General features: G+C 67.7%; 13 protein-coding genes. 9 read left to right on the forward strand and 4 right to left on the reverse strand.

Going from position 1 to position 11,743, the window contains the following annotated elements; all coding sequences use genetic code 11:
* Window positions 1–60 precede the first annotated feature (60 nt).
* From ACSQ19_RS06605 to ACSQ19_RS06615, 3 genes are all read left to right on the forward strand, one after another.
* Window positions 61–420, forward strand: a complete 360-nt coding sequence (locus ACSQ19_RS06605) for a hypothetical protein (protein ID WP_296281623.1) — start codon at window positions 61–63, stop codon at window positions 418–420.
* A 74-nt stretch (window positions 421–494) separates the two neighbouring features.
* Window positions 495–1,286 carry a YgjP family zinc-dependent metalloprotease gene (locus tag ACSQ19_RS06610; protein WP_296281624.1) on the forward strand — a complete coding sequence of 264 codons (792 nt, stop codon included), beginning with the start codon at window positions 495–497 and terminating at the stop codon, window positions 1,284–1,286.
* Window positions 1,287–1,480: 194 nt separating this feature from the next.
* Window positions 1,481–2,017 carry a hypothetical protein gene (locus ACSQ19_RS06615; protein WP_296281627.1) on the forward strand — a complete coding sequence of 179 codons (537 nt, stop codon included), beginning with the start codon at window positions 1,481–1,483 and terminating at the stop codon, window positions 2,015–2,017.
* Here ACSQ19_RS06615 and ACSQ19_RS06620 read toward each other — a convergent pair.
* Together ACSQ19_RS06620 and hemH are read right to left on the reverse strand one after the other, a co-directional pair.
* The gene (locus tag ACSQ19_RS06620) at window positions 1,997–2,845 is read right to left on the reverse strand and encodes an alpha/beta fold hydrolase (protein ID WP_436000769.1); all 849 of its coding nucleotides are present in this window, start codon (window positions 2,843–2,845) and stop codon (window positions 1,997–1,999) included. The two genes, ACSQ19_RS06615 and ACSQ19_RS06620, sit on opposite strands and share 21 nt — an antisense overlap.
* On the reverse strand, window positions 2,842–3,801 hold the full coding sequence (gene hemH, locus ACSQ19_RS06625) for a ferrochelatase (protein ID WP_436000771.1): 960 nt from the start codon (window positions 3,799–3,801) through the stop codon (window positions 2,842–2,844). Before hemH ends, ACSQ19_RS06620 begins: the two co-directional genes overlap by 4 nt.
* Window positions 3,802–3,949: 148 nt before the next feature.
* Between hemH and ACSQ19_RS06630 the strand changes: the two genes are divergently transcribed.
* The 4 genes from ACSQ19_RS06630 (at window position 3,950) to tatC (ending at window position 6,399) form a co-directional block, all read left to right on the forward strand.
* Window positions 3,950–4,807: a lipid-binding SYLF domain-containing protein gene (locus tag ACSQ19_RS06630; RefSeq protein ID WP_296281631.1), complete on the forward strand. Its 858-nt coding sequence runs from the start codon at window positions 3,950–3,952 to the stop codon at window positions 4,805–4,807.
* Window positions 4,808–4,888: 81 nt separating this feature from the next.
* Window positions 4,889–5,110 (forward strand): Sec-independent protein translocase subunit TatA, encoded by a 222-nt coding sequence (gene tatA / locus ACSQ19_RS06635; protein ID WP_296281632.1) that lies wholly within the window; start codon window positions 4,889–4,891, stop codon window positions 5,108–5,110.
* Window positions 5,111–5,134: 24 nt separating this feature from the next.
* Window positions 5,135–5,647, forward strand: a complete 513-nt coding sequence (gene tatB / locus ACSQ19_RS06640) for a Sec-independent protein translocase protein TatB (RefSeq protein ID WP_296281633.1) — start codon at window positions 5,135–5,137, stop codon at window positions 5,645–5,647.
* Window positions 5,644–6,399, forward strand: coding sequence for a twin-arginine translocase subunit TatC (gene tatC, locus ACSQ19_RS06645; RefSeq protein WP_436000774.1), 756 nt, complete (start codon window positions 5,644–5,646; stop codon window positions 6,397–6,399). Before tatB ends, tatC begins: the two co-directional genes overlap by 4 nt.
* Window positions 6,400–6,436: 37 nt before the next feature.
* Here the strand turns inward: tatC and ACSQ19_RS06650 are convergent, their stop codons facing one another.
* Window positions 6,437–7,366, reverse strand: coding sequence for a hypothetical protein (locus tag ACSQ19_RS06650; protein ID WP_296281635.1), 930 nt, complete (start codon window positions 7,364–7,366; stop codon window positions 6,437–6,439).
* Window positions 7,367–7,399: 33 nt separating this feature from the next.
* Window positions 7,400–8,131 carry a glutamine amidotransferase gene (locus ACSQ19_RS06655; protein ID WP_296281636.1) on the reverse strand — a complete coding sequence of 244 codons (732 nt, stop codon included), beginning with the start codon at window positions 8,129–8,131 and terminating at the stop codon, window positions 7,400–7,402.
* Between the two features lie 91 nt (window positions 8,132–8,222).
* Here ACSQ19_RS06655 and glyQ point away from each other — a divergent pair, with 91 nt between their 5' ends.
* Window positions 8,223–9,155 (forward strand): glycine--tRNA ligase subunit alpha, encoded by a 933-nt coding sequence (glyQ, locus tag ACSQ19_RS06660; RefSeq protein ID WP_299345350.1) that lies wholly within the window; start codon window positions 8,223–8,225, stop codon window positions 9,153–9,155.
* Between the two features lie 145 nt (window positions 9,156–9,300).
* Window positions 9,301–11,532 carry a glycine--tRNA ligase subunit beta gene (glyS, locus tag ACSQ19_RS06665; RefSeq protein ID WP_436000777.1) on the forward strand — a complete coding sequence of 744 codons (2,232 nt, stop codon included), beginning with the start codon at window positions 9,301–9,303 and terminating at the stop codon, window positions 11,530–11,532.
* Window positions 11,533–11,743: the final 211 nt, after the last annotated feature.

The raw sequence follows: 11,743 nt of genomic DNA on the forward strand, positions 1-11,743 counted from the left end.
TTGACACGCGTCCGGAGACGGGCGCAGGATCGATTGCCGACCACACAAGGATAGAGTGAGATGAAGTCGATCCTGATCGTGTTTTCCCTGGGTGTCGCCTTGACGGCGGCGGGGTCATGCATGGCCACACCCGAGTCGGCGCCTGAGGCGTCCACGCAAACCGCGCGCCACGACTTCAAGCTTGTCACCCCGGACGTGCTGACGCCCTCCGGCAAGCAGTTCATCCGCCAATGCGACGACAAGGCCTTCGCCGCAACCGATGACGAACGCGGCTTGGCCAACCGCTGCGAACGGCTGTTGACCGGCTGGCGTCAGGAGGCCCACGCGCTCGTCGCCTCCCAACCTCCCGGTCCCCCGTCGGTGGGCGTTCCCTACGGACGCCCCATGGCCAGTTCCTCGGCCTACCGGTACCGACAGTGATCGCGCCGGCCTGATGTCCCCACGAAGAAGCCGGCGCCTACGCCGGCTTCTTCGTTCACCGCTACGGCGTGCCCATGCTCCGACTGCTCCACCGCAAACCCGCCCCCCCGCGAAGCATCGAACGCGATGTGGTTCACCTGACGCTGGACGACGGCGCGACCATCGAAGTCCGACGCGTCCGCGATCCCCGTGCGAAGCGCCTGAAGCTCAGCGTCGACGAACGCGGCGCACGGCTGACGCTGCCGTGGCGCGCGAGTCTGGTTTCCGGCGACCGCTTCCTGCAGCAGCATCGTGGGTGGCTCGGCGAACAGCTCGCCCGCCATGCACCCGATGACGACGCGACACCCTGGGCGCCGGGCGTGACGAGCCACCTGCCGCTGCGCGGCGAAGACCTTCCCCTGCACTGGCACGAGGGACGTTTCGCGCGGATCGAACGGCAGCAGGACGGCATCCATGCATTCCTGCCTGCCCGCGTCAGCGATGCGACCTTGCGGAGGACGCTACGCGGCTTCTACGAGGCCGAAGCGCGTGCCGACATCGGTCGTTGGCTGCCGGGCTATCTCGCGGGACTGCCCCGGTCGCCGCGGCAGATCCGCCTGAAGGTGATGTCCTCGCAATGGGGGTCGCTGGCACCCGATGGCACGCTGACGCTGGACCTGGCGCTGGTGCTGGGCCGCCCTTCGGCGTTCGAATACGTGCTGGTCCACGAGCTGTGCCATCTGCTCCAGGCCAACCATTCGCCGGCCTTCTGGCGGGAGGTCGAAGTCCGCTTTCCGGCCTGGCGCGACGAACGCGCTTGGTTCCATGCGGAAGGGCGTCGGCTGAAGGCCTCGCTGCATCGTCTCCTCGAGACCCGCCAGGGCTGATGAGAAGGGATTGCATGTCCTGAGTGAGACGTGCGTCACGATTCAATGGGGAGCCGATGGTGGCGGCCCCCTGGGGAGCGCCGACACCTCGTCGGATCCTTCCCACTGCCGATATCGCCATGGATCACCGCCCGCTTACCCCCCGTTCCCCTTCCCGTGCCGTCTCCGCCACGCGCGACGAAGGTGCAGATTCGATGCGGAAGTTCTCGCTGTATGCCGTCCCCACCTCCGAGACGGCGGCCAGCCTCAATGCCCGTCGCGCCCTGATGAGCCGCAAGAGCCTGTCGGTGGAAGAGGCCGGCAACCGAGCGCGCGAGCGTCGGCGGGCTGCCAGTGCGATCCAGCGGTTCGACCGTGTCGCCAGGCTGCTCCTCGCACTCTTGCTGGTGGCCGGAACCGTGGCGTGGGTGGGCAGCGCGCGGGATTCGATTCCCACCCTCCTGGCCGGCTACGTGCTGCTGGGCTTCGCCGCCATAGCGCTCATCGCACGCCTGACCCGCACGCCGGAGGCTGCGCGGCTTCCGCTGGAGCGGTATTACCTTCCCGACGAGCAACTGGCCAGTGCGGAAGACATCACCCTGCTGCGCCGCCTGGCGCAGGACGACAGCGAACTGGATGCCGCCACCACCGCATGGTGGCGGAGCAGCGCGCCGATCCGGAAGGGCGATATCGCGCTGGCGGTAGCGTTTCATTCCGCCAAGCGCGGCGCGTCAGGGCAGCAGAAACGCTGAGACCAGCGCGGCGACCGTCGCGGGGTCTTCCATGTGCAGGTGGTGGGTGCCGGGGATGACATGCAGCCGGCCGTCGGGCAGCAGTGCCGCCCGCTGCGAGCGCAACGGTTCCGGGAAATAGGCCTGTGGCGGGTCCGCGTAGACCACGGTGGTCGGACAGGCGACGCCTGCCACCAGCGCTGCCAGCTGCGCCTCGTCCAGTCGTTGCGGGGTGGGCAGGGTCAGGCGCGGGTCGCTGCTCCAGACATAGCCGCCGTCGACCGCCCGTACCCCGCGCTCGACCAGCAGGCGCGCGGCGGGTTCGCTCAACTGGTTCGCCTGCATGCGCGCCCGCACCGGTGCCGCGAGGTCGCCGAACACGCGCAGCTGCTTGCCCGGCAGAGAACGCGCAGCGGCGATCGCCTCGCGCCACCGGTCGGCCGTGCGTTCGACGGTCTCGGCCAGGCCACCGAGCGCTTCGATCACCACCAGGCGCTCCACGCGCTGCGGCACGGCGGCCGCCATCAGGCTGGCGATCCCGGCACCCATCGAATGGCCGAGCAGCGAGAACGTCTCCCAGCCCAGCGCATCGGCGATATCGAGCGCCGCGTTGACCGCCACGCCACTGGTGTACTCCGCCCCGGGCGCAAGATGCGCGCTGCGCCCATGGCCCGGCAGGTCCGGCACCACGAGCTGTATCCCCGGCAGATGGCCGGCGAGCGGGACGAAGCTGGCCGCATTGTCGAGCCACCCATGCAGGGCCAGCACGCGCGGACCCGTCTTCGTCGCACTGCGCAGCCCGCTGATCCGGCCCAGCGCGATGTCGACCTCGAATGCCTCCAACGTCATGCGCGCGCGTCGTCCGCCTGGCGTGCCAGCGCAGCCAGCGCATCGGCATGCTGCCCATCATCGTTGAGGCACGGGATGTAACGCAGCTCGCCGCCGGCGTGCGCGACCTGCTCCGCGAAGCCGATACCGACCTCCTCCAGCGTCTCCAGACAATCCACCGCGAAGCCCGGACACACCACATCGACCTTGCGCACACCGCGCGCCACCAGCGCCTGCAGGGTGGTGTCGGTGGCCGGTTCCAGCCAGCGCTCCTTGCCGAAGCGGGACTGGTAGGTCAGCGTCCACTCGCCGTCGCGCAGTCCCAGCGCCTGCACGATGGCACGCGTGCTGGCCTCGCAGCGCTGCGGATACGGGTCGCCGTTGCGCGCCAGACGCTGCGGCAGCCCGTGATAGGAGAACAGCAGGTGCTCGCCCGCCCCCTGCCGCGCGCGCCATTGGCGGATCGCATCGACGACCGCCTCCACCCAACCGGCATCGACGGAATAGTCCTCGATGAAGCGCACCTCCAAGCCCGTCGCCTCGCGCACGACCACGTCGCGCACCGACTCGGTGGTGGTCGTGGAGTACTGCGGATACAGCGGCAGCACGACCACGCGTCGGATGCCCTCGGCCCGCAGCGCCTGCAGGCGGCTGGCCACCGATGGCTCGCCGTAGCGCATCGCATCCCGCACGCGCCATGCCGGCAACCGTGCCTGCAGCGCAACGGCCAGGCGACGCGTGTACACGGCCAGCGGCGAACCCTCGGGCAGCCAGATGCTGGCGTACTTCGCGGCCGCCTTCGGTCCCCGCAGCGGCAGGATCAGGAAGTACAGCAGCGGGCACCATAGCCAGCGCGTCAGCTGCACCACGCGATGGTCGTGCAGGAATTCGGCCAGGTAGCGCCGGACGGCGCGAGGTGTCGGCGCCTCGGGCGTACCGAGGTTGACGACGAGCAGGGCGGTGGGCGTGTCGGACATCCGCGTATTGTGGCAGAGCCCCTGCATCGCACCGAGCCGGTCTTGCACCACCGGTGGTCGGCGCCCGCTGTCAGCACCGATTCATCCCTGCGCGCCTACTTTCAAGCAGTTGCAGCGTCCTGCTGCGAAACCCCCTTATGGAGCCGCCATGAACCGCACCTCCCGTCGCCTGCTGCCGCCCACCGCGCTCGCGCTGGCCGCCGCCCTGTTCGCCGGCCAGGCCATCGCGGGGCCGAAGGAGGACGAGCGCGCCGCCAATGCGGTGCGCGTGCTCAACGAAATCCAGCGCATTCCGGAAAACGGCATTCCCGACAAGCTGCTCGACGAAGGGCGGGCGATCGTCGTGATCCCCGACACGCTGAAGGCGGGGCTGGTGATCGGCGGCCGTCGCGGCCACGGCCTGATGTCGGTGAAGAACCCGGACGGCAGCTGGTCGCAGCCGGTCTTCATAAAGCTCACCGGTGGCAGCATCGGCTTCCAGGCTGGCGTGCAGTCGTCGGACGTGGTGCTGGTGTTCCGCAACGACCGCTCGCTCGACTCCATCGTCAACGGCAAGTTCACCCTCGGCGCCGACGCGGGCGTGGCCGCCGGTCCGGTGGGCCGCAACGCCAGCGCATCCACCGACGGCCAGCTGAAGGCCGAGATCTGGTCGTGGTCGCGGGCGCGCGGTCTGTTCGCCGGGGTGGCGCTCGATGGCGCGGTGCTGCAGATCGACGACGAAGCCAACACCTCGGTCTACGGCAGCGCCGCGACGCCTCGCGCCATTTTCGAGAGCCGCGCCGGGCAGCCGTCGGATGCGGTGGTCGGCTTCCGCGACGAGCTGGAGGAAGTCACCGAACTGGCACGCGGCAACCGTGGCACGGCCGGCGCAACGGCGTCGGCCGCTGCGCGCACCCCCGCGCCCGCCGTCGCGCCGGTGGTCGTCGAAGCCCCGGCCCAGGCGCAGGGATTCGAGCCCGTGCAGGACGGCGAGGTGCGCACCGAACCGCTGGATGGCACCCCGTAACGGAAGTAATGGGCGGTGGATCGCCATCCCGGCGGTCTGCCTGCGCTATCCTGAGCGCCCCAACTTTCCTGCGAGCACACCATGGGCGGTTTGAGCATCTGGCATTGGATCATCGTGCTGGTGGTCGTGTTGCTCGTCTTCGGCACCAAGCGCCTGCGCAATGCCGGCCAGGACCTGGGCGAAGCGGTCAAGGGTTTCAAGAAGGGCATGAAGGACGACGACAAGCCCGCCGGCCAGCTCGATGACCAGTCGCGCAGCGACGCATCCGACGCCGCCAAAGAGCGCGACCGCGACGCCCGCTGATCCGGCGGGACGTCCGCCGCGACCATGTTCGATATCGGTTTCAGTGAACTGCTGGTCATCGCGGTCGTCGCGTTGATCGTGCTCGGCCCCGAGCGCCTGCCCAAGGCGGCGCGGTTCGCCGGCCTGTGGGTACGACGCGCCCGCGCGCAGTGGTACTCGGTGAAGGACGAGCTGGAGCGCGAGCTCGCGTCCGAAGAACTCAAGCGCAACCTCAGGGATGCTCAGGACGCCCTGCGCGATACCGAGCAGCGTATCCGCGACAGCGCGCGCGAGACCGAACGCCAGTTCGAGGACGTGCGCCAGGCGGCGCGCGAGGACGCCAAGGCGCTTCGCGACGACGTCGAATCCGCCATCACGCCTCCCGCGCTCGCGAGGCCGCCGGCAGCATCTGCAGAGAGGGAGCCCGAGCCGGTGATCGAATCGGAACGCCGTTCCGATGCGACGACCGACGCGGACATCGATGCGCCATTGGAAGCGAACCACCAGCCTGAAGCCGGCACCACCGCCGACCTGTTCCCGCCCAAGGACGCGCGATGAATCGCACCTCCCCGGATCAGGAAGCCGAAAGCAGTCTGATGGAACATCTGCTGGAACTGCGCACGCGATTGATGCGCGGGCTGGCGGGTACCGGGGTGATCCTGCTGGCGCTGCTGCCGTTCGTACGCCAGCTCTATGATCGCCTCGCCCAGCCGCTGATTTCGCAACTGCCCGCCGGGCAGGCCACGCAAATGATCGCCAGCGACCCGACCTCCGGGTTCTTCGCGCCGATCAAACTGGCGTTCTTCCTCGCGTTGTTCCTGTCCTCGCCCTGGTTGCTGTATCAGGCATGGAGCTTCGTCGCGCCCGGTCTGTACAAGCATGAGAAGCGCCTGGCGATGCCGTTGCTGGTGTCGGCCATCGTGCTGTTCTACGCGGGGTGTGCGTTCGCCTACTTCCTCGTGCTGCCCAGCGTGTTCCACGCACTGACGGTGTTCACGCCGGACATGGTGACGCTGGCGCCGGACCCGGCGAAGTATCTGGACTTCGTGATGGTGATCTTCCTGGCGTTCGGCGTGAGCTTCGAGCTGCCCGTGGCCTTGGTGATCATGGTGCTGCTGGGCTGGGTGACGCCGCAGCAGCTGCGGGAGGGGCGCGGTTACGCGATCGTCGGTGTCTTCGTCATCGCCGCACTGATCACCCCGCCCGATGTGGTGTCGCAGCTGATGCTGGCGATCCCGATGTGCCTGCTTTACGAGCTGGGCATCATCGCGGCGGGCTGGCTCAAACCGAAAGAACAGCCCGCTTCGTAGGGCGGGCCTTGGCCCGCCGCCTCACGATCCCTAAGGTTCAGACCTCGATCCGCGTCGACGTCGGCGAAGAGCCACCTGTCGACGCAGGCTTATCCCCATCCAGCATCTGACGCCACGCGGTGTACGCCGCGCCTGCGATGATGGGCATCAGGCTGCCCACCATCGTGGCGTTGATCAGCAGTACGGCAATCACCGGACCCAGTACTAGCTGGATGAAGACGCCGACCATGTTGAGTGCCAGATTCAGCACGAACATGAGGATCGTCAGCAGCACCGAGAAAACCACCAGTGCCGGGAAGTTGCGCAGGTTCACTGACAGGCTCGCACGCAGGGCAGCCATGCCTCCGCGGTCGCGGAAGACGACCTCGGCCATGGCGACCATGACCAGAAGGATCACCACCGGCGTAATGATGACAACAGCCACCACCCACAACATGAGCCTCAGAACCGGCAGCGCGGAAATCAGCGCAGTCACTTGCTGAGGATTCGGCGGCGCGCCGCTAGCGCTGAGCTCTCGCAGCTTCAGCATCACCTCATTGGTCTGCTGAGCGCCCTCGGGGCCGATCAGTGCAATCAGCAACAAACCACACAACATCGTCACGATCACCGGCACTAGGGACACCACCACGAGCGGGCGCAGGTGACGTAGGCCCACCTGCAGATGCTCAAGGGTCGCGACCCGCCCCTCCGCAACCTCCCGTGCCGCCCAAACCACGCCACTGAAGACGATGCAGGGCACGCCCAGCAAAACGAGATTGGCAGCGAGCGACCCAAGGAAAGACAGCGGAAACGGCAAGGCAGACGCAGCCAGCATCCCGATCAACGCCACTACCAACCCGAAGGCAACTACCAGCAGTCCGGACAGGCTGATCGTGATCAGCGGCACCGGCGCGCGCTTCAGCAGCGCGAAGCCCGCCAGCAGCCATTCCGCGCCGGCACTGGCCGGCACCTTGTTGATCGTCGACATCGGGGATCTCTGGGAGAAGTACAGCAGGAAGGCTCAGCGCGCGTGCAGGCCACGCGCATGGCGGACGAACCGCCGCAATAGTTTGCGGGCTTGCGGCGCCGCCGTCACGCCGCGGGCGATGGTGCCGGGGCAGCGGCCCTCGCTGCGCAGGTGCTCGGCGCGGGCGTGCACGTAGCCGCGCATGTGGTGGGTGGCGAATTCGGGATGGAACTGCACGCCCCAGGCGCGATCGCGCCAGCGGAACGCATGGCAGTCGTCCTGCTCGGACCGGGCCAGCACGGTCGCGCCATCCGGGGGGCGGGCCACGGTCTGTACGTGGGTGGCGTGGGCCGTGAACTTGCGCGGCAGCGCGGCGAAGAGCGGATCGTCCTGTGCCTGCGGGTGCAGGTCGATGTGGACCGTGCCGGATTCGCGCCCGGCCGGGTTGTACGCGACCTCGCCACCCAGCGCATGCGCCAGCAACTGGTGCCCGTAGCAGATACCGAGCAGCGGCAGGCCCTCGTGGGCGGCGTCGCGCAGCCAGTCGGCACTGCGCTCGCTCCAGTCGGCGCGGTCGGTGACCATGGCGGCCGAGCCGCTGACGATGACGCCGGCGAAGCCTTCGCGCGATGGCAGCGCATCGCCGCGCTCCACATTCGCCACCACGGTCTCGTGCGCCTCCAGCCCGGCGGCCACGCGGATCCAGTGCGGGAAGCCGCCATAACGCCGCATCGAGCGCACCGGCTGGCCGGTTTCGACGATGAGGAAAGGGGCTTTCACGGACATATCCACGACGGCGGCGAACGGGCGGAAAACGGCGGAAGGACAAGGGCTTGCCCGTATACTAGCCCGCTTTTCCGCAGTGCACGATAACGCGATGGCCGGACAAACCATTTCACCGGTAACCACCTTCCAGGGCCTGAGTTTCCAGGCGCTGATCCAGACCCTGAACCAGTACTGGGCCGACCAGGGCTGCGTGCTGATCCAGCCGCTGGACCTGGAAGTCGGCGCCGGCACCTTCCATCCCGCCACCTTCCTGCGCGCGCTCGGGCCCGAGCCGTGGAATGCCGCCTACGTACAGCCCAGCCGCCGACCGACCGATGGCCGCTACGGCGAGAACCCCAATCGCCTGCAGCGCTACTACCAGTACCAGGTGGTGATGAAGCCCAACCCCGACAACATCCAGGAGTTGTACCTGGGGTCGCTGAAGGCGCTGGGCATCGATCCGCGCGTGCACGACCTGCGCTTCGTCGAGGACAACTGGGAGTCGCCGACGCTCGGCGCCTGGGGCCTGGGTTGGGAGGTCTGGCTCAACGGCATGGAAGTCACCCAGTTCACCTACTTCCAGCAGGCCGGTGGCCTGGAATGCCGGCCGGTACTGGGCGAGATCACCTACGGTCTCGAGCGCCTCTGCATGTACCTGCAGAACGTCGACAACGTCTACGACCTGGTATGGACGGTCGGCCCGCAGGGCGTGGTGAAGTACGGCGACGTGTACCACCAGAACGAGGTGGAACAGAGCACGTACAACTTCGAGCACGCCGACGTGGAAGAACTGTTCCACCGCTTCGACGCCTGCGAGAACGAAGCGCTGAAGCTGGTCGAGGCCGGCCTGCCGCTGCCCGCCTACGAGCAGGTCTGCAAGGCCAGCCACAGCTTCAACCTGCTGGACGCGCGACGCGCGATCTCGGTCACCGAGCGCCAGCGCTACATCCTGCGCGTGCGCAAGCTGGCGCAGGGGGTGGCCGAGGCTTACTACGCGCAGCGCGAAAAGCTGGGTTTTCCTGGTTTGAAGAAAGAATCCGCTTGAAGTCCCTCTCCCGTCGGGAGAGGGGTTGGGGAGAGGATCCGGCGACATCCGGATGGTTCACCGCCACGGACTCCGCCGCACCCTCATCCGCCCTTCGGGCACCTTCTCCCGCAGGGAGAAGGGAACAACTCAAGGTTGCATGCACATGAGCGAACAAAAACCCCTGCTGATCGAACTGGGTACCGAAGAACTGCCGGTCAAGGCGCTGCCCGGCCTGGCGCAGGCCCTCTTCGATGGCGTGATCGCGGCGCTCGACAAGCGTGGCATCGGCCACGAGCGCGGCGACGCCAAGCCGTTGTACACGCCGCGCCGCCTGGCGGTACTACTGCCGGCCGTGGACGTGGAACAGCCCGAGCAGACATCCGAGGTGCTCGGCCCGTACCTCAACATCGCGCTGGACGCGAACGGGGCACCGACCCGGGCGCTGGAAGGTTTCGCTGCGAAAGCGGGCATCGACTGGACCGCGCTGGAGCGCACCACCGACGGCAAGGGCGAGCGCTTCGTCCATCGTTCGGTGAAGCCGGGCGCGAAGACCGCCGACCTGCTGGCCGACATCGTGCGCGAGGCGCTGGCTGGCATGCCGATTCCCAAGCCGATGCGCTGGGGCGACCACGACTACGCGTTTGCGCGGCCCGTGCACTGGCTGGTGCTGCTGCTGGGCAAGGACGTGGTGGACGCCGAGGTGCTCGGCGTGAAATCCGACCGCATGAGCCGCGGCCATCGCTTCGAACACGACAAGCCGGTCTGGATCGGCCAGCCCGATGATTACGTGGATGCGCTGCGTGGCGCCAAGGTGCTGGTCGATGCCGACGCGCGCCGCGCCCGCATCGTCGATGAAGTTCAGAAAGCCGCGGCGCAGGCCGGCGGCAGCGCGCGCATCACCGACGACAACCTCGAGCAGGTGGTCTGCCTGACCGAGTGGCCGGCCGCGGTGCTGTGCAGTTTCGAATCCGCGTTCCTGGCCGTGCCGCAGGAAGCGCTGATCGAGACGATGGAGATCAACCAGAAGTTCTTCCCGGTGCTCAGCGACGGCGGCAAGCTGACCGAGCATTTCATCGGCATCGCCAACATCGAATCGCAGAATGTCGACGAAGTGCGCAAGGGCTACGAACGCGTGATCCGTCCGCGCTTCAGCGACGCAAAGTTCTTCTTCGATGAGGACCTGAAGCAGGGACTCGTCTCGATGGGCGACGGGCTGAAGACCGTCACCTACCAGGCCAAGCTGGGCAGCGTCGCCGACAAGGTCGCGCGCGTGGCCGCGCTGGCGGAGACGATCGCCGCGCAGGTCGGTGCAGATCCGGAACAGGCTCGCAAGGCGGCGCTGCTGGCGAAGAACGATCTGCAGTCGCGCATGGTCAACGAGTTCCCCGAACTGCAGGGCATCGCGGGCCGTCACTACGCGCTCGCCGCGGGCGAGCCGAAGGAGATCGCGCTGGCCATCGACGAGGCCTACCAGCCGCGTTTCGCCGGCGACGACATCGCGCTGTCGCCGTTGGGCAAGGTGCTGGCGATTGCGGAGCGTCTGGATACGCTGGCAGGTGGTTTCGCGGCGGGGCTGAAGCCGACAGGCAACAAGGATCCGTTTGCGCTGAGGCGGAATGCGCTGGGGTTGGCGCGGACGGTGATCGAAAGTGGGTTCAATCTGGATGTAAAGGCCCTGCTCACGTCAGCAGTGGGCCAGTCCTCGCTCGCGATCGCCGAAACCAGCCCGAAAGATGCCAGCAAGGTCAAGGATCATTTCAAAGGCACCGGGATCTCGGTCGCGGATACGGCAAGTTCCGATCAAGGTTGGGTCGCTTCGCACCTCGGCAAGTTTTTCGCCGAGAAAGGCCAGACACTGCATTTCCTGGAGTCTGGCTCCATCGCCAGCGAGCTCTATGACTTCATCCTCGACCGTCTGCGCAGCTACTACGCCGACAAGGGCGCGCCTGCCGCGCACTTCAACGCGGTCGCCGAACTGAAGCCCGCCTCCCTCTACGACTTCGACACGCGCCTCGACGCCATCGGCACCTTCGCCACGCTACCGGAAGCCGAAGCGCTGGCCGCGGCCAACAAGCGCATCGGCAACATCCTGAAAAAGGCCGACATCGCCATCCCGCACGCGATCGACCGCGCGCTGCTGACCGACCCGGCCGAGAGCGCGCTGGCCGAAGCGGTGGAAGCGGTGCTCGGCGAGACGGACGAAGCCCTGCACCACCACGACTACGTCACCGTGTTGAACCACCTCGCCCGCCTGCGGCCGCAGGTCGATGCGTTCTTCGACAGCGTGATGGTCAACGCCGACGACCCGGCCGTGCGTGCCAATCGCCTGGCCCTGCTGAAGCGCCTGGCTGATCGCTTCCGCGCGGTGGCGGCGATCGAGCATCTGTCGGGCTGACGCTTGTTTCCTTCTCCCCGCATGGCGGGGAGAAGGTGCCCAGCGGGCGGATGAGGGGCAGAGCGCGGTACTTGTACAGGCGCAGCAGTGTCCCTGCTCCGTTCGCCCCTCACCCGCCTTCGGCACCCTCTCCCCGCACGCGGGGCGAGGGATCACTCCACATGCGCGATCAGCGTGGCTTCCCGTGAACCGCGACTCGCGTGACGCCCGC

This window comes from Pseudoxanthomonas sp. LjRoot127, assembly GCF_964253495.1.
In the GTDB taxonomy this organism is placed as follows: Bacteria; Pseudomonadota; Gammaproteobacteria; order Xanthomonadales; family Xanthomonadaceae; genus Pseudoxanthomonas_A.